This window comes from Komagataeibacter xylinus NBRC 15237 (assembly GCF_001571345.1).
In the GTDB taxonomy this organism is placed as follows: Bacteria; Pseudomonadota; Alphaproteobacteria; order Acetobacterales; family Acetobacteraceae; genus Komagataeibacter; species Komagataeibacter xylinus.
Genome location: NZ_BCTP01000052.1, coordinates 1 through 17,945, shown reverse-complemented (window position 1 = coordinate 17,945; position 17,945 = coordinate 1). Strand labels below are relative to the sequence as shown.

General features: G+C 59.4%; 18 protein-coding genes and 1 pseudogene. 6 read left to right on the top strand and 13 right to left on the bottom strand.

All coding sequences use genetic code 11. The features are described from left to right. The 4 genes and pseudogenes from GXY01S_RS18290 to GXY01S_RS14425 all read left to right on the top strand — a co-directional run. Nucleotides 1-144, top strand: a pseudogene (locus GXY01S_RS18290) (carbohydrate porin); the annotation flags it as partial. 258 nt (nt 145-402) lie between these two features. Continuing rightward, complete coding sequence (locus GXY01S_RS14435; RefSeq protein ID WP_061276200.1) at nt 403-2,403, top strand: FUSC family protein; 2,001 nt, start codon at nt 403-405, stop codon at nt 2,401-2,403. Nucleotides 2,404-2,478: 75 nt separating this feature from the next. Then, the gene (locus GXY01S_RS14430; RefSeq protein WP_082770898.1) at nt 2,479-2,841 is read left to right on the top strand and encodes a hypothetical protein; all 363 of its coding nucleotides are present in this window, start codon (nt 2,479-2,481) and stop codon (nt 2,839-2,841) included. 73 nt (nt 2,842-2,914) lie between these two features. Beyond that, nucleotides 2,915-3,190 (top strand): hypothetical protein, encoded by a 276-nt coding sequence (locus GXY01S_RS14425; RefSeq protein WP_061276196.1) that lies wholly within the window; start codon nt 2,915-2,917, stop codon nt 3,188-3,190. Nucleotides 3,191-3,344: 154 nt separating this feature from the next. On the opposite strand, the gene GXY01S_RS14420 is transcribed toward GXY01S_RS14425, so the two are convergent. Next, nucleotides 3,345-4,787, bottom strand: a complete 1,443-nt coding sequence (locus GXY01S_RS14420) for an alkaline phosphatase D family protein (protein ID WP_082770897.1) — start codon at nt 4,785-4,787, stop codon at nt 3,345-3,347. Nucleotides 4,788-5,001: 214 nt separating this feature from the next. Between GXY01S_RS14420 and GXY01S_RS14415 the strand changes: the two genes are divergently transcribed. Beyond that, nucleotides 5,002-5,856 carry an acid phosphatase gene (locus tag GXY01S_RS14415; protein ID WP_082770896.1) on the top strand — a complete coding sequence of 285 codons (855 nt, stop codon included), beginning with the start codon at nt 5,002-5,004 and terminating at the stop codon, nt 5,854-5,856. Nucleotides 5,857-6,208: 352 nt separating this feature from the next. Next, entirely contained in the window at nt 6,209-6,667 is a 459-nt protein-coding gene (locus GXY01S_RS14410) for a c-type cytochrome (RefSeq protein WP_061276195.1), read from the top strand. Nucleotides 6,668-6,931: 264 nt separating this feature from the next. On the opposite strand, the gene GXY01S_RS17390 is transcribed toward GXY01S_RS14410, so the two are convergent. The 12 genes from GXY01S_RS17390 to GXY01S_RS14360 form a co-directional block, all read right to left on the bottom strand. Then, on the bottom strand, nt 6,932-7,348 hold the full coding sequence (locus tag GXY01S_RS17390) for a hypothetical protein (RefSeq protein ID WP_082770894.1): 417 nt from the start codon (nt 7,346-7,348) through the stop codon (nt 6,932-6,934). A gap of 180 nt (nt 7,349-7,528) precedes the next feature. Then, nucleotides 7,529-8,041: a RidA family protein gene (locus GXY01S_RS14405; RefSeq protein ID WP_061276193.1), complete on the bottom strand. Its 513-nt coding sequence runs from the start codon at nt 8,039-8,041 to the stop codon at nt 7,529-7,531. Between the two features lie 4 nt (nt 8,042-8,045). Continuing rightward, nucleotides 8,046-8,471, bottom strand: coding sequence for a c-type cytochrome (locus GXY01S_RS14400; RefSeq protein ID WP_061276191.1), 426 nt, complete (start codon nt 8,469-8,471; stop codon nt 8,046-8,048). Continuing rightward, on the bottom strand, nt 8,471-10,075 hold the full coding sequence (locus GXY01S_RS14395; protein WP_061276189.1) for a flavin monoamine oxidase family protein: 1,605 nt from the start codon (nt 10,073-10,075) through the stop codon (nt 8,471-8,473). The genes GXY01S_RS14400 and GXY01S_RS14395 overlap by 1 nt, the downstream gene beginning before the upstream one ends. Before the next feature lie 272 nt (nt 10,076-10,347). Beyond that, entirely contained in the window at nt 10,348-10,500 is a 153-nt protein-coding gene (locus GXY01S_RS18285; protein ID WP_156470324.1) for a hypothetical protein, read from the bottom strand. Continuing rightward, nucleotides 10,481-11,059, bottom strand: a complete 579-nt coding sequence (locus tag GXY01S_RS14390) for a DNA-3-methyladenine glycosylase I (protein ID WP_174520974.1) — start codon at nt 11,057-11,059, stop codon at nt 10,481-10,483. The genes GXY01S_RS18285 and GXY01S_RS14390 overlap by 20 nt, the downstream gene beginning before the upstream one ends. Before the next feature lie 46 nt (nt 11,060-11,105). Further along, entirely contained in the window at nt 11,106-11,699 is a 594-nt protein-coding gene (locus tag GXY01S_RS14385; RefSeq protein ID WP_061276185.1) for an NAD(P)H-dependent oxidoreductase, read from the bottom strand. A 274-nt stretch (nt 11,700-11,973) separates the two neighbouring features. Further along, complete coding sequence (locus GXY01S_RS14380) at nt 11,974-14,160, bottom strand: pyrroloquinoline quinone-dependent dehydrogenase (protein ID WP_061276202.1); 2,187 nt, start codon at nt 14,158-14,160, stop codon at nt 11,974-11,976. Nucleotides 14,161-14,177: 17 nt separating this feature from the next. Next, a complete protein-coding gene (locus tag GXY01S_RS14375; RefSeq protein ID WP_061276183.1) occupies nt 14,178-14,564 on the bottom strand; it encodes a hypothetical protein in 387 nt (128 codons plus the stop codon). A gap of 731 nt (nt 14,565-15,295) precedes the next feature. Then, nucleotides 15,296-15,709 (bottom strand): RrF2 family transcriptional regulator, encoded by a 414-nt coding sequence (locus GXY01S_RS14370; protein WP_061276181.1) that lies wholly within the window; start codon nt 15,707-15,709, stop codon nt 15,296-15,298. Between the two features lie 330 nt (nt 15,710-16,039). Next, nucleotides 16,040-16,456 (bottom strand): RrF2 family transcriptional regulator, encoded by a 417-nt coding sequence (locus GXY01S_RS14365; protein ID WP_061276180.1) that lies wholly within the window; start codon nt 16,454-16,456, stop codon nt 16,040-16,042. A gap of 6 nt (nt 16,457-16,462) precedes the next feature. Continuing rightward, nucleotides 16,463-17,945: sensor domain-containing protein (locus tag GXY01S_RS14360; protein ID WP_061276178.1), on the bottom strand; the 1,483-nt coding region annotated here is incomplete at its 5' end.

Sequence of the window (17,945 nt, the reverse complement as noted above, 5' to 3'; positions counted from 1 at the left end):
TAGGTCACGCCATGGATGGTCATGCAGCCTGACTTCCAGTACGTGTGGAACCCGTCGGGCGGCGTGCCGGATTATAGCGTGAGCTACAATCGCCGTGTGGGCAACGAGGCCATTTTTGGCCTGCACAGCAGCATTACGTTCTAAAAGACGGCTTAAAAAAACAGTTCATTGATTAAACATAATAAAAGTCTTTGGGCGCCGCCTTTTTTCAAAAAGGCGGCGTTTTCTTGCGGCTTGAAAAAAGCGTCGCCAACAAATTTTTCTGTTTATGAGTATTTCATAAGCAGGATTTATCAAAATATCATGACAAACGATTGGACCCTTCCATAGGGCTGCCTTCATGTTCCGCCACACTCAGCCCTTCAGGCTGAACCCGGCACATGATGTAAAGGTATGAGACCAATGGGGGGACAGAGCACCGCATTTCCCCTGCACGACGCGCCTGACACGGGCCTGCTGCGCCATATCCGGCGTTTTTCATGGATATACGCGCCGTCGCTGGCCGATCTGGGCTTTGCGGTGCGCACGTCATGCGCCGCCATCCTCTCGCTGCTTATCGCCATGTGGATGGAACTCGACAGCCCGCAATGGGCGCCGCTTACCGTCTGGGTCGTGGCGCAGTCCTCACGCGGGGAGAGCCTGTCAAAGGCGCGATGGCGGATTGTAGGCACGCTGGCGGGCAGCGTTGCCGCGATGACGCTCATGGCCGCCTTTCCGCAGGCCCCGGCCATGTTCTTTGTCTGCCTGGCACTCTGGATCGGGCTATGCTGCGCCCTTGCCACCCTGCTCGACCAGTATCGCGCCTACGGGCTGGTGCTGACAGGGTTCACCTCCGCCATCATCGCAACCGGGGCCATCGTGCAGCCGGATGATGTCTTTGCCGTCAGCATCGCGCGAAGCAGCTACATCATACTGGGCGTGCTGTGCGAAGCGGTGCTGGCCGTGCTGTTCATGCCCAACATGGTGGAACGCACCCGCGCGCAGCTACTGGCCCGGCTGGATGATACATTCAGCGCCACCTGCGCCGCCATTCCGCACCTGCTGGGCATGACCGCGCCCGCTGCGCGGCAGGCCGCAACCGGCAGGCTGCTTGACCGGATCATGGCCTTCAGCGGGCAGATCGAATTCGCGGCCCTTGAACTCGGGCCGCGCAACCGGGTGGGCGATCACGCCCGCCGGGCACTCGCGGGCATGCTGGTCATGCTTGCCCATGCCCGCGCGTTGCAGATCCTCTCCCCCCGCCCCGATGCCAGCGCCCTGCCCGCGCATGAAGCGCCCGAGCATGCACTGGCCACATGGCTACGTGACCACGCGCCCCCGCCCGGGCCTGACGGCATGGCTGCCAGCGCCTGGCAGCCGGTTGCTTCCGCCCTTACGCATGAAACCGCACGGGTGCATGATGAAATGCTGGCCTGCCACGCCACCCGCCTTGGCGACAACTTCCGTTTCAGCCTGACCTCGCGCCGCCATGCGCGTGAGGCAGTGCATAACGGCATCCGCTCCAGCGTGGCCATCATGGCGGCGGCGGTGCTGTGGGAGATCACGGCATGGCATCATGGCCCGGCCTTCATCTCGTTCGTGGCGCTGATCTACGGGCTGATGGCCACGCGCGAGAACCCTCTGGTCGCCACCCTTCCCTTCCTCAAGGGCGGGCTGTGGTGCACGGCCACCGCCGCCGTCATGGCGCTGTGGGTCATCCCTGCCATCACCACGCCCGAGATGCTGCTTGCAGCGCTGCTCGTGCCCATGACCATTGGCGGGCTGGCCGCGCGCCGGCCGCAGCTTGCGGGCTATGCCTTCTCGTTCAACATGTTCCTGCCCGTGCTGATCGGCCCGATGAACCAGGGACGGTATGACGAGGTCGCCTTTCTCAACAACGCACTGGCCTTCGTGGCCAGTATCGTGTTCGTGCTGCTGACCTACCGGCTGGTCATTCCCTTCCGGCTTGATGTGCATATCCGCCGCACCGCCGCGGCCATGAACCGGCAGCTACGCCATCTGGCCCAGACCCGCGACCGCACCAGCGCCCCGGCCTGGCTGGGCGCCTGTGCCGCGAGCCTCGTGCGCATCCTGCACCAGGCCACCGCCGTGCCGCCGCCCACCGTCAATGCCTGCCTGAGCCAGCAGATCGGGGCAATGACGGAGGGCCTGTACATCATCCGCCTGCGCGACATGCTGCGCACGGGCGCACTGCCACCACGGGCCATGCGCATGGTTGCCCTTTTCCTGGCACGGTGGCAGCGCGGGCAGGCTGGCCCCACCACCACGCATGTGCTGGCCTGGCTGCACCACGAACAGACCCGCCCCCATGCGGCGCGTGACCGCGCCAGCCTGGCCGATGCCGTTGCCTGCCTGCACATCATTGCCGCAAGCCTGCATGAACATGAGCCGGGCGTGCCCTAGCAAGGTGACAAAACATGTCGTATCGGATATGCCATGAACGCATTATTCGCATTCATGCACAAAAGAGGTCATTTCATGCGTAAGATTGTTACCGCCGCCGCCATCGCGGCCATTACATGCGTTACCGCCACTGCGCAGGCCGAGCCCGGCGGGTGCCTGAAATATGGCGCGGTGGGAGCCGTAGGTGGCCATGTGGCCGGTGGCCACAGCGTGCTCGGTGCCGCCGCCGGTTGCGTGACCGGCATGTACAAGCGCCACGAATACCGCAAGGAAGCCAAGGCCAAAGCCAAGCTGTATGATCAGGAACACCCCGGCTCGAAGGGTACCTACATGGAGAAGGCAACGGCCTATGACGTGGAGCACTCAACCACGCCGGGCAAGATGACACCTGACACCCCGGCCACCACCGCCGCGCCGCAGGGCAACGCAAGCATGTAAATCGCCAGGTCCGCAGGCAGGCAACCATGCTGCCTGCGGATACTGCCCCTGCCCCACACGGCCAAGGACCGCCATGCGCGCCATTACATTCCTGTTTCGCTCGACACTGGCCATCGTGCTGGTGGCAGGCCTGATGGGGTGGCTGGCTGGCCCCTTCTTTCACGTGCCCACACTTGGCGTGGCGCTGGCCGTCGAGGCCGTTGCGTTCTGGGTATGCGGGCTTCTCTATACCGAGGACTATCCGCACCACATGGCCACATTCGCGGGCATGACCATTGTGTTCGGGCTCCTGAGCATTGGCGTCATGCTGCCCTTTGCCCGGCACTATGTGATGATCCACCCGGCCTGAACGGCAGGGACAATTATTTTTCCATATTGGCTCAATTTAAGGAAAACCATTATCCATAAATGGAGTTAATGGGATGTGGCTTTCGTGACACCACAACGTCTCCCAATCCCTGAACTTGGCGTCCCGCCCCTGCGGCGGGACGTCCTTTTTCTGTTCAGGCTTTCTGCAGGCCGGGATGGCCGCGTTCTACCGCAAAGCTGGCATAGGTGGACAGCCGGCCATCGCGTTCCATCACCTTGTCGAGCACCTTGAGGTCGGCGCGCCATACATCCGGCCCTACATCGCACAGCACATAGCCACGCTGGTCGGTCGTGGCCTTGAGGTGCGGGTTTTCGCGCCGGGCGGAGCGGCTGAAACTGTCATCATCGCCCACGCCATCCGCGCCTGACGTGACGGATGTGGCCAGGAACTCGACCGAGACCGGTTTCTTCTGGCCCGGATCTGTCAGCAGGTCCCCCGCAAAGTGGCGGTGCGCATCACCCGTCACGTTCACCACGTTGCCGGGGCAATGCGCGCCAATGAACCCAAGCAGGCGCCTGCGGCTGTCCATATAGCCCGACCACTGGTCCATGCTGTAAAGCAGTTCGCCCTGCGGGGCACGCCGGTGGGCAAGGTTCATCATCATCACCTGATGCGCCAGCAGGTTCCACCGCGTGTCGGACCTGCCTAGCCCGTCAAACAGCCATTGTTCCTGCGCGGCCCCCATCATGGTGCGGTTGGGCGACCAGACATCGGCCCCCTGCGCTGCCATGCCATCACCATAGACCTGATCGCTGCGATACTGGCGCGTATCGGGCACGAAGGTGTTCATGAGCGTGCCATAGCGCAGGCTGCGATAAAGCTGCATGTGGCTGCCATCTGGCAGGGCTGAAAGGCGCAGCGGCATGTGTTCGTAATAGGCCTGCATGGCGGCCTGCCGGCGCAGGGGGAATATCTCGGGCGGCGTGCCGTCCTGATCGGTGTCGCCTGCCCAGTTATTGTCCACCTCATGGTCATCGGAGGTAACGATCCACGGCACGGCGGCGTGGGCGGCCTGCAGGTCGGGGTCGGTCTTGTACTGGGCGTAGCGGCGACGGTATTCATCAAGCGAATAGCATTCTGGCCCGACATGGCGGCGCAGCGCCTGGAAGGGGCGGCCGTTCATTTCATGCACGCGACCCTTGCTGTCGGGGCCTTCGTAAATGTAATCGCCATAATGAAAGACAAAATCGATCGGCTCATTGGCGATATTGCGCCAGGCGGTATAATACCCCTCCTCATAATGCTGGCAGCCCGCGTGAAAACGGATCAGGCGTTCACGTGCCTGATAGGCTTCCTCCTGCGTGGGCGCGGTATCACGCACTTCGCCAAGCATGTCGTCCCAGCCGCCGGGCGCTATGCAGCCAACCTGTTCGCGCCTGCGCGCATTGTGGGAAAGGTTGACGGCACTGCGCGTAATATAGGCCTCCGGGTGGCCAATGCTGCCATCGGGGCGTTCGAGATAATTGACGAAGGCACTCTGCAGATGATCTTCCGCATCATCGCGGCGCGTCAGGGACCGTACGCGCCGGTAGAGGCGAAGCCACTCCTGCCGACAGGGCAACCATTTTTCACTCAACGGCTTTCTCGTCCCATCTGGGGCTGCTGAAAAAGATCGTTGCTGTGTAAGGGATTTTAAAAGGAAATATTTGTGACAGTTTCATGAAAATTGCATGTTCATGACGGGACGGGCGTTTTCTGCCCGTGCCATTGTGTCATGATCCGCCTGTCAATCTTTACCGGGCAGAAACCCCTTTTCACCCTTCGCAACCCTGAATTGTCCAAGCCATAGCATGACCCGATCCAGCCTTACCGTCCCTTTCCTCCGCCCTGCGTCACGGGTGGGCCTGCCTCTTCTGGCGGGGCTGCTTGCGGCCGCAGCACTTGCCAGCATGCCCGCCCATGCAGCCGACCCGCTTGAGCCCGCAACACCCGAGCCGGGATATTTCACCCCCGCCACCCAGCCGGACGCAACAGCCTACCTGCCGCCCCCGCCCCAGCCCGGTACAGTGCGGCAGGCAAATGACGACCAGGCTTTCACCGCCACCCGCGCCCTGCGGGGCAGCCCGCGCTGGGCGCTGGCCACGGCGGATGCCAACCTGCATGAAAACGCGCTACTGCACAGTTTCTCCTGTGCCGCGGGCCTGCCCCTGAGCACCACAAATGCGCCAGGACTGAGCGCGCTCATTCACAAGATGGATGTGTCTGAAATTGCCGATATGCGTAAAAGCAAGGCTTACTGGCACCGGCCACGCCCCTTTGTAGGCAACAGCCAGCCCATCTGCACCGAAAAGGATCGGGCGCATCTGGCCACGTCTGGCGCCTATCCATCGGGCCACACCATGCTGGGCTGGAGCACGGCACTCGTGCTGGCCGAACTGCTGCCTGAGCGTGCGACGCAGATCCTGCAACGCGGCCGGGTGTTTGGCGAGAGCCGGATCATATGCGGCGTGCATTGGGAAAGTGACGTGCAGGCAGGCTATATGCTGGGCTCGGCCGAGATTGCCGCCCTGCATGGCAGCCCTGCCTTCCGCACGGATATGGACGCAGCCCGAACGGAACTTGCCGCCCTGCACAGCAAGGCACCCAAAGCCGCCGCGCGTTCATGCGCCCGTGAGCATGAGGCCGCCGAGCATTCACCCCTGTAAGAGACTGTTTGAAAAGTTAGCGTGGAAAATATCCAGAAATTGTAAGGAAGTTTGTGGTGAAGCTTTTTTCAGAAAGCTCCGAAAAACGCCGCCTTTTTGAAAAAAGGCGGCACCCAAAAACTTTTATTCTTTTTGAGCAATGCGTTGTTTTAAAACAGTTTCTGAGGAAATCAGTCTTTTACCGGATGTGGATTTGTGAACACAGGCGCGGGGCAAACCACGCGGGGATCGCCACCTGTAGGGGCTGCGATATAGGCAGTGCGCCTGCTTTATAATAGGATCGATCAGGAAACGATTGAAAAAGCCTGTTTTCGAACAGGATTCACATAATTGCCATACCTGGAAACAACTGATGAAAAAACGACTGCTGGCCGCTCTCTTCTCCCTTTCCCTTCCCGCAGCGCCCGCGCTTGCAGCTGATGGCGCAGCCCTGTTCCAGACCAATTGCAGCGCCTGCCACCAGGCTGATGGCCAGGGCGTGCCCGGTCAGTTCCCGCCGCTGGCCGGACGCGTAGGCAAGATCGCCGCCACGCCGGAAGGCAGGCAGTATGTCATCGCCGTGGCGCTGAATGGCCTGATGGGACCGATTACAGCCGCAGGCAATACCTATGCAAGCTTCATGCCGCCGTTCAAGACGCTGCCCGATGACCAGATCGCTGCCGTGCTGAACCATGTGGCGGGCCTGCCCTCTGGTCCTGATGCAACCGTGTTTACCGCTGAAGAGGTTGCAACAGGCCGCAAGGAAGCCCTAACGCCGCCTGCCGTGGTTGAAAAGCGCAAGGCGCTTGACGCGCAGCACCCGCTGCCCTGAGCCACTGGCACAAAAAGGGGGATCCTGCCGATCCCCTTTTTTTTCAGGCACATGCCTTCAATACGACAATGTTAAAGACTGTTTGAAAAGTTAGCTTGGAAAATATCCAGAAATCATAAGGACGTTTTGGGTGGGGCTTTTTTTAGAAAGTTTCGGAGAACGCCGTCTTTTTGAAAAAGGTGGCACCCAGAAACTTTCATTATTTTGTATCAATGAGTTGTTTTCAAACAGTCTCTTATGAATCAGCAACCATACCGTCGTATTTCATGGCAGAAGGGGCGCAGCAAAAATATGCGACATCTCTCGCCACTTAATATTGAGCGGAAATGGTGTTTTTTCAAAAAACGCCTTAAAAGCCGCCACAACATCATCTATGAATAAAATCTCATCGGGCTGCATTTTTACTTGCCCGGCTCCAAACATCAAAGTCTGCTCGCCAGTATAACAAACACGCGGAACGGACAGGTAAGCCCGAAGCTGCCTGTCTTGCTTTTTTTCCCGAAGCTCAAGAACGCATGTGACCCTTCCACCCGCAACCTGTATGTAAGAGCCATCATCATTTTCTAAAATAGCATAAGAGCATGGCCCATAGCTTTTTAATGACCTGAGCGATTTTTCTATTTTAGAGAAATTATCTACTTTAACCGGATCTTTATTCTCTACTTTCATTACCATTGTCATATAATGCGTGTTTCCATATTTTCAAAAACATCGCCGCCATTATATTTGATAACATGCGCCTGGCTGGTAATACGCTACAGGAGAAATAACAGGTCTCATAAAATTTCTGGAAATTTCAAAAGAGTGCCGCCGTTGAAAAAACGGCGGCACCCAAACACTATTACTGTTTTCAATAATTTCTTATTTACCCGGCGCGCGCACGGCCGTGGTCTCGATTTCAATCAGCCATCCCGGATTGGCCAGATGCGCCACGCCAAACGCCGAGCGCACCGGCAGGTTGGGCTGCTTGGCCGAGGGGCCATAGAACTGGGTGTAGGCTTTCATCATGCCGTCAAAGTCGAGCTTGCCCAGCTTGGGGTCTTCCACCATGTAGACATGCATCTGCACCACGTCGCCCATGCCCAGCCCCAGCTTTTTCAGCTCATCGCTAATGCGCTGCAGGGCCGCATAGGTCTGGGCCTGCGTATCGCCATAGGCTGCAAGGCTCTTGGGGTCGGCCTTCTTGTCCTGAACCGGCGCGCCCATGCCGCTGAGATAGACGGTGGCTGCCCCCGCAGGCACCTCAATGGCGGTGGAAATGGGGAATTTCCCCTCCACGTGGCGCACGATCCCATCATCGGCATAAGCCGGCATGGCAGCCGCCACGCCGCCAAGAACAGCCAGGGCGGCAATGGTTTTTTTAAGGTCGAACATTCTCTTACTGCTCCTGTGGTGTTACGGGAGGCCGCTGGGCCGCCACGTCAGACGCGCTTACGGCATCAGTGTAGTGATTGCCAAAATGGGTGCGGATATAATTCACCACATTGGCGATCTGGTCATCTTTCAGCACGCCTGAAAACCACGGCATGCCGCCATAGCCGTTCAGGATCACATAAACCGGGTAGGCGCTGCTCTGCAGCTTGGCGTTGCCTGCAAAGGCGGGAAACTGCGCGCCAGCACCCGTCGCCCCCTTGCCATCAGGCATGTGACAGCCCTGGCAGACATGACGGTACACATCCTCGCCCGTGGTCATGGGCTGCACGTTTCCCACCACGGCGGCGGCGCTATCGGCGCGCGCGGGGCCGGCGGGGGCGGCAAGCAGCGGCAGGACCGCAAGGGCGGGCAGGAGAAGGATCTTACGCATCAGCTGGCTCCCTGCGCGCGCTTGTGCAACTGGGTTACGGCATCAAGGGCGGAAAGAATGGCCCCTTCCTGCCAGCAGCCCACATAGGATGCATGCTCGCCGGCCAGCACAACGCGGTTATCCATGGCGCACAGGGCCTTGTAGTGGGTCTTGCGGGCCTGCTCGCTCCACATCGAGCAGCAGCCCATGGACCAGGGCACGCGGCTCCAGGCGAAGCTCACGCCATTGGAAAATTCCTTGCGGTAATGGTTGGGGTGGAGCGCCTCGCCCTGTGCCAGACCGTGCTCGATGCGCTCCTGCGGCGTCATGCCCGCAAAATCATAGGCTGCCGGGCCGAACATGTAGCCACCAAGCAGCACCGCTGGCCCGCGCGAGAAGTAGCCGTGGCTGGGATAGGAGATCTGGCTGATCGGCTGGTCGGTAAAGCTGATGCCGCCATAGATCTGGTCCTCTTCCTCCCAGAAGCGGCGCTTGAATTCCAGCCCGAGCTTGACGGAGGATGCATAGGGCACCGCCATGATCGCGGCCTTGAGCGGCGCGCTGACCTGCACGTCAAGCTGCGAGAGCACGGGCAGCGGAATGGTGCACACGCAGTAATCGGCCTTGGCCTCGCGCACCGCGCCGCCATGGTTCATGTCGTTATAGGTAACGCTCACGCCCTTGTCGTCCTGATGGATGGACGTGACCTTGCAGTTGAGGGTGATGAGATCATGCACCTGGCGGTTGAAGCCCTTGCCGATCATGTCCATGCCGCCCACGGGCTGGAACATGGTGGTCTGCATGTCGAGGCGTTCGTGGAAGGCCATCCACGTCCACAGGCCCGAAGCCAGCACGTCCTTGCGGTCGAACAGGTCAGAGGGCACGGGCTCGCCATTCAGGCCGCCGCCCTGCGCCTTTTCATAGCCACGGCATTCGGAACTGATCACGCCCTTGCGGTAGTTCAGCCCCGAATCAAGGCTGCCCCACTGGCGCATGGCCGTACGCAGGTGCTCGCGCTCATCGGGCGAGACCGCATCATCAAGCTTGTGCTGGTCGATCGCCTTGCCCAGCAATTCGGCGGTAAAGCCATTGAAGTCGGCGGCATATTCGCGGTAGCGCACGGCCTTGCCGCCAAATGCCTTACTGGAATGAAGCCACGAATTGTGATTGAGCTCGACAAATGGCTCGAGTTCGACGCCAAATTCGCGGCAGTAATGCAAAAGCCCCTGATGGTGATAGGGAATGCGCCACGGGCCGGGATTGATGTAGTTGCCCGGCGCGAAGCCGACCTTCTGGGTAGCGCCGCCAAGTTCGGTAACCGTATCACCGCCACGCAGGCTGATGTTGCGGCCACCGGCGCGGCCCTGAAACTCCAGTATCTGGACCTGATAGCCCGCCTTGCGCAGTTCGTAGGCGGAGAGCATGCCCGCAAGCCCTGCGCCAAGCACCAGCACGCGGGTGCCACGCTTTGCACCTGACAGCACGGGCGGCGCGGTAAAATCCGTGCCCTGCGCATGCCCCATGGAGGTCATGGCCTGATACAATGCGGCACTACCGGCCAGTGTACCGATACGGGTAAGAAGTTGCCTACGCGTGGGGGCTTTACGCGGATGAGCGTTTGTCATCAAGAAATCCCAAGCAATCAACGAAAACAGCCCTCTACCCTTAGCCAACAAACAGGGGCTTAACCATATCCATACCGGAATAATTTTTTATCGAAACGATTGATGTTGCTGGTATGCAACATCAATCGGCAGCGCCGCTACATTTTAGGCCATTCCTTCCCTACCGGGCAGAAAATAATGCAGATATTACTTTAAATTTTCTTGATTCATGATGAAGCGAATTTATGCGGGACCACACCCGTCATATCCCGGCTCAGAGACTGTTTGAAAAGTCAGACCGGAAAACATCCAGAAATCATGAGGACGTTTTTGGTGAAGCTTTTTTCAAAAGCTTCAAGGGCCGCCGCCTTTTTGAAAAAAGCTGGCACCCAAAAACTTTTATCATTTTTTATCAATGCGTTATTTTCAAACAGTGTCGCAGGCATGACGGAAGCAGCCAGCCTCATGGTCATGGATCATGCCAGCGGCCTGCATCCAGGCATAGGCCGTGACCGGACCAACGAAACGAAAGCCCCGCGCCCTGAGCGCCGATGCCATGGCCTGCGATAAAGGCGAGGCAGCCTGCACGCCGGGATTCGGCTCATGCACTGGCTTGCCGCCGGGCAGCATGCCCCAGGCAAAGGTGGCAAGGTCCTCGCCCGCTGCCCGCATGGCAACATAGGCACGGGCATTGCCGATGGCCGCAACGATCTTGGCGCGGGCGCGGATAATGCCGGGATCGGCCATGAGGCGGGTGACATCGGCCTCGGTAAACCGCGCGACACGATCATGGTCAAACCCCATGAAAGCACGCCGAAACCCTTCACGCCGCCGCAGGATCGTGCGCCATGACAGTCCCGCCTGAAAGCTTTCAAGCACCAGCATCTCCCATAACTGGCGGCTGTCATGCACGGGCACGCCCCATTCCTCATCATGATAGGTCATCATCATGGCATCGGCCTGCGCCCATTTGCAGCGTGGGCGGGCGAGATCGGGTCTGTTCATGCCTGTTTCCATGCGCCGGGTTACGGGCTGCCCCGCTCCCATGATCCTATGCCAGGGTGAAGGCCAGCACTTGGGCCAGATGCTGGCGATAACGCGCGATATCCGCCTCGATCGACGGGTTCTTGATCACGTCAGTAGCAAGGAAGGTTGGCAGGGCCGAGAGCGCAAGAAACTGGTTGGCCTTGTGGAAAGGAAAATAGACGCCGTCGATCCCCCTGCCCTCAAAAAACTGGGCGGGATCGATAAAGGCGTCCTGAGGGGCGTTCCACGTCAATGAAAGCATGTAATGTTTGCCATGCAGCAGCCCGCCGGAGCCATATTTGCGCTCGGGGTGGGCACGGCTGCGGCCATCGCTGGCGTACAGTACGCCATGACCGGCGGTAAAGACCTCATCCATGTATTTCTTGACGATCCACGGCGCGCCCATCCACCACCCTGGCATCTGGTAGATCACGAGATCGGCCCACAGGAAGTTCCGCACCTCTTCCTCAATATCATAGCCCGAATCAATCTTTGTCTGCCGCAGGGCAAAACCTGCCGCAGTCAATGTCTGTGCCGCGACAGCCTGCAAGGTGTCGTTCAGCCGACCATGCGAATGGGCAAACTTTTTTCCACCGTTCAGAAGAAGGATGTTTTTCATGGTGTCCCGTCCTGCACTTACGCCCACCCCAGGCCCCATCCGGGGCACGGATCATGACCGTATCCATCGCCTCATATCAGGCCATGAGGAATAGAGCCTGCTTGCGCGCCAGACAACGGGCAACCAAAATTCCGCTCCACCAGACACCGCTGGCATGGGGGCAGAAACATGGGACTGATGCTTCTGTTCTATATGCCCCAAGGATTACCGCACAAAAAAACCGGGGCCGCATTGCACGGCCCCGGTCGGGTCAGTCAGGTTATGACAGATCCGGTCAGTTCACATTATCCAGCGCATAGACCACAAGGTCATCCGTCACCGGCGTCATCATGAAGTGGTGGCCACCGGCCATGATGGCGACATACTGCTTGCCCTTGTATTCATACGTCATGGGCGTGGCCTGGCCGCCACCGGGCAGCACGTCGTTCCATACTTCCTTGCCGGTATGGATATCGAAGGCATGGATCATGTTGTCGGTCGTGGCCGCAACAAAGATCAGCCCACCAGCGGTAATGACCGGGCCGCCATTGTTGGGCGTGCCGATGGTCAGCGGCAGGTGCGTGGGCAGGCCGAACGGGCCGTTGGCGCGCGCGCTGCCCAGCGGATGCTGCCACAGCACTTTCTGGGTGTGCATGTCGATGGCGGTGATCATGCCGTAGGGCGGGCGGTTGCACATCATGCCCGTATATTCATCCCAGAACGGCGAGACCACGATGCCGTAGGGCGTTTCCGCCATGGCGCCAGCACCTTCGGCACCGCCGCCGCCGGGCTTGAAGTTGGGGTCATCCACCGGCATCAGGCCCAGCTTGTCAGCCTTCTTGCGGCTGACCAACTGGTCATACATCGGCGTGTTGTTCCAGTTGGCGATCAGGATGCCGGTCTTCTCGTCATAGGCTACGCTGCCCCAGTCCGAGCCACCGTTATAGCCGGGATATTCCAGCCAGGGCTTGTCGATGCTGGGCGGGGTGAACTCACCCACGTAATGCGCGCGGCGGTATTTCAGGCGGCAGTAAAGCTGATCGATGGGAGACATGCCCCACATGTCGGCTTCCTTGAGCGGGGCAAAGCCAAGGCGCGGCATGCCAACCGACCAGGGCTGCGTGGGCGAGCGCGTATCACCCGGCACCATGCCCGGCGAGGGCGCGGGCCGTTCTTCAACCGGCAGCACCGGGTCGCCCGTACGGCGGTCAAGCACGAAGGTCTGGCCACGCTTGGTGGGCATGATCAGGGCCGGAACCGTCGAGCCATCGGGCTTGGTGAAGTCCATCAGCGTGGGCTGCGAGCCGATGTCGTAGTCCCACACATCCTTGTGCACGGTCTGGAACACCCAGCGCGGCTCGCCGGTCTTCACGTCAATCGCCACGACGGCGGAGGAGACCCTGTTTTCTTCCGGGCTGCGCATGGCGCTGTAGTAATCAGCCGCCGAGTTGCCGGTGGGCACGTAAACCAGCCCCAGCGCATTATCGCCAATCATGGCGGCCCAGGAGTTGGGGGTGCCGCGGCTGTAATGCTCGCCTTCCTTCGGCTCGCCATGTTCATGCGGGCGGTTGACATCCCACGCCCACAGGAAGCGCCCGGTCTCGGCGTCATACCCGCGGATCACGCCCGAGGGCGCCCAGCGGCGCTGGCCGTCGAGAATTTCCTGGTTGGTGATGATCGCGCCATTGACGATGGGCGGCGGCGCGGTCTCGGCCACGAAGCCGGGCACCGATTCACCCATGCCCTTCATCAGGTTGACCATGCCGTGCCAGCCAAAGCCTTCGCACACCTTGCCGTCCTCGCTGTCCACCTCGATCAGGCGTTCATCGAGCGTGGCCTCAAGAATACGGTGATGGCAGTGCTCGCCCTCGGGCACGGTGGAGGAGGTGTAATACACCACCGCCTTACACGCCGCCGTGTAGGGAATGCTCTCATATTTCTCGTTGGCGTGGAAATGCCAGATTTCCTTGCCGGTGGCCGGGTCGATGCGCATCATGTCGTTCAGCGCGGAACACATGTACAGCCCGTCGCCAACCTTGATGGGCGTGGTCTCGGCGGCCCATTTGTTGGTCTGCCCCGGCCCCGGCTTGCTGCCGGTGTGGTAGATGAAGGCGCGCTTGAGGTGGCCGATATTGGATGGCGTGATCTGGTCAAGCGGCGAGAAGCGGGTTGCCCTGTCATCGCGCGCATAGCCAGGCCAGTCATCATGCGCGGGGTTGGCCGTGACCTGGTCCACCATGGGGGTGGCTTCGCTGGGATCGGCAGGCGGCCCGTCAGGAATGTTGGCGGCGTTCACACCAGGAGACTGCGGCGCATTGGGCGAAGGTGCGGAGAATGCATCGCTCGGCGGCGTGGGCGTGCCGGGCGAGACCGTGGCATTGCCGTTACCGGGCGGCTGATCGGCAGGGGGCACCTGTGCGAGTGCTACGGAACCCGCAGTGCCCGCGATAATGGTGGCGCCAAGCAGCAACGTGCGGAGCATGGGGCTTTTGGCGGACATTATGCGACCTCCCGCACGGATGTTGAGTGGGCATTTTCCATGCGGCGCAGGGCGGGCAGGCACAGCAGCACGGCAATGGCGAGGATGCTCGGCCCGAACACGCGGGGCAGCAGGCCCCAGCCGTCAAACCCGACCTCCCAGAAGGCCCACAGCCACGTCACGCCAACAGCGGCCAGATACAGCATGGCCCCCATGGTCCGGCCCATGGCCATGAGCACCCCGGCAGCCGTGACGGCTATGCCAATAATGACATAATACCACGACCCGCCAAGGAACATGAGTTCGGCACCCATATAAGCAAGGGGCAGCCCCAGAAGAACGATGACAACCGCAAGACCCAGGATCGCCCAAGCGGCGGGGGTCTGTGGTTTTATGAAAGCTGACATGATGGATATTCCTCCAGTATCATGTGACGGAAGCTAATCCTGTTAATATCACGCATGAAAAAACTTAATCGTGAGGTTGGTAACGGATTTATTATAATTGTATCAATAGCCACAGTAATCCGCCAAAAAAACCGCAGACTCATGCCACTTCTGGCAAGCTGCCCTGCAAGCGGAGCGTAGTGGAGAAATATTTTTTACTTCGGGGTGCTTCCTGATGAAACCATTGCGGTTTTACCGTAAAACCATCGCGTACCACTGGTTGCATCAATGGGTCATGCCTGCAGTTACTAAACAGTGTCGTGCTGCCAGCTCGCTGGGGGTATCAGGCGCCATAAAGCGCCGGACAGCTATTGCGCCGACATCATCGGTCGTCCCGTTTTTCATGTCAGTACAGACACAATGGAAAAACGGCTTGAACAGTATCATGCCCTTTCGCCCGGCCAGGAGCGCGTTTCCTTTCTGGCGGAACATGCAGACACTTGCGCACAGGCGACATGACATGTCCCCGCTTATGCCGCGATCGACTACTTCCGGGCAGAGCACATCGCACGCGGCACTTCAGGGTTGGACCGGGTGCGGATCATGTTTTTCTTCAACAACTGACAGTGCTGCCGATGGAACCATGCCAGACATCGGGTGCTTGCACCCAGGCTGCGGGTCCGGATCAGCATCGTCTGTATATATGCGTATATAGACGATGACAGGCCTGTCCCTCATCATGTGCCGTCATGTCAGGCCGCCTGCCGGGGCAGGAGATCATGCAGCGTGGTCTGGTCCAGCACATCAAGGAAAGCGGTCAGCGAACGGGCCAGCAGATGGCGCAGGCGGCACATATCGGCAAGCACGCAGGCCTGACCGTATTCTGGCTCGCATGCTTTCATGGAAAGCATGTCCGCCTCCATCATGCGCACGATGTCGCCGATGATGATTTCATGCGGCATGCACGGCAGTTCCAGCCCTCCTGCCCGACCCCGACGGGTATCGACAACCCCGTTGGTAGAGAGCCGATTGACCACCTTGACGAGATGATTATGGGAAATGCCATGATTTTCCGAAATTTCATGCACGGAAACGCGTCGACCGGGGTTTTGTCCCAGATAGACCAGAACACGAATGGCATAGTCTGTATGAAGGGTCAGGCGCATGGTATCTCGGCTCTGGCTCCCTGTCTTTTAAAGCCCGCCTGCGTGATGCAGTAGCAGACGGTAGGCCAAGGCGACGGCGTGCGGGGCATGGTGTTCCTGTTATTACACTGTGTAAGCTAAATTCTTCATGCCACACCAAAAAAGACCTATGCCGTCCTTATTGCAACCGGAAAATGCAGCCTTCCCGCTATATAGATAAATATTATCTTATTATAAGCTGGACTTATCATTGGATGGCACGACCCATCCCGACACGCGCGTTTTTTCAACCTCATGCGCATCGAATTCACGGCGGCTCACATGCCTTCGGCCTGCCTGCATGAGCCTGATTTACAGTTTTTTAGGCTCATGCAGGATATCATGCAACGTAGTACGATCGAGTACCGACATGAAGGCATTGATCGATTTGGCAAACAGCCCTTGCAGGCGGCACGCATCAGCCAATATGCATGCCTGCCCGTTTTCAGGATTACAGGACACAATTTTGCCCATATCCGCCTCCATAAGGCGGATGATGTCGCCGATAATGATCTGGTGCGGCGCGCCGGCCAGTTCCAGGCCGCCACTGCGCCCGCGCCGCGCCAGAATGACACCGTTGCTGGACAGACGGTTCACCACCTTGACCAGATGATTCTGGGAAATGCGGTGCGTCGCGGCAATCTCCTGGATCGCAACCCGTCTACCCGGGTTCTGCCCGAGATAGATAAGGGTGCGAATGGAGTAGTCGGTGTATAGAGTAAGGCGCATGGCGTGTCATGACGCCTGTAACGTGATCTCGGTATGATCTGGCGCAATGATGTGCTCCGCCAGCACAAGATTCGCAGCAGAAATCGGGGGAGAAATATAAAAACCCTGAATTCGGTCTGCACCAATCTCGCGCAGCACTTCCAACTGGCCTTTGGTTTCCACGCCGCTCACGGTCACGCTCAGCCCGAACGCATGGGCCAGACCAATAAGATGCGCCACCACGCCACGCGCCTGCGGGTTGGTTTCAATGTCCTGGACCAGCTTGCGTGATATTTTAGCCTGCGTGAAAGAAATCGTGCGCAGAACCGAGATTGGCAGCGTCGCCAGCCCGAAATCATCAAGCGTCAACTGGAAGCCGAGTTCGCTCAGTTCCTGCAGGCGCTGTAGCACGCGATCTGAGCGCCTGCCCGCCAGCACGCTTTCCGATACTTCCAGCACGTAATCGGCCGCCTTGCCGCCCTGCCGCTTTATTTCAGCCTCAAGGTCATTCTGGAAGCCGATATTGAGCAGGTCCAGCCGCGACAGATTGATGGTGAGGTTGGGATACGCGTCGAGGCTTGTATTCCACATCCGCATGTCATTCTGGAAGGACTTGACCAGACGCGGGCTCATGACCTGCGCCAGGGCAGCATCAAGGAATACATCACGGAAGCTTTCCGCCGCCAGCAGCCCGCGCTGCGGGTGGTGCCAGCGCAGCAGCGCCTCGATCTGGTCGCACTTGCCGGTGCTGAAGTTCATGATCGGCTGGTAGTAAAGCTCGAACTGGTCCTTCGTCACCCCTTCACGCGCATCATTGAGGATCTGCGCCCGCTCCAGCGCATGCTGGTGCAGGGTAATGTCAAACATGCGCGCCTGGTGCCCACCCGCGCGCTTGGCGGCATAAAGCGCGATATCGGCATTCTTCTGCAGCGATTCAGCACTTTCCTGGCTGGCGATGGGGCTGACCCCGATGCTGCCCGACACGTTGACCATGGTGTTGCCCACCTCGATCGGCGCTTCGAGCTCGGCCAGCAGCTTCTCCAGCATGAGGGAGAGCGAAAATTTGTGCAGCGTATGGTTGAGGATGAGCGCAAACTCATCGCCCCCCAGCCGGCAGACCGCATCTTCAGGGTGAACAAGCGCCAGAAGGCGGTTGGAAATCACCTTCAGCACCACATCACCCGCATGGTGGCCATGAATGTCGTTGATCTGCTTGAAGCCATCGAGATCGAACATGACCAGCATGATGTCGCGGGTAATGTTCTGCGATTTATCTTCCACCGCGGTCTGGAGCACGTTGTTGAAGCCACCACGGTTGAACAGCCCCGTCAGCGGGTCGGTCGCGGCCAGCGACTTGAGCCGGTCGCGGGTGTTCATCAGTTCGGTAATCTCGAAGCGGGTCGCGACATAACCCTCAACCGCGCCAAGCGAGTTGTGCTTGGGCATGATGGTGGTGGCCACCCAGTACAGCGTGCCATCCTTGGCCCGGTTGCAGATATTGCCGCGCCAG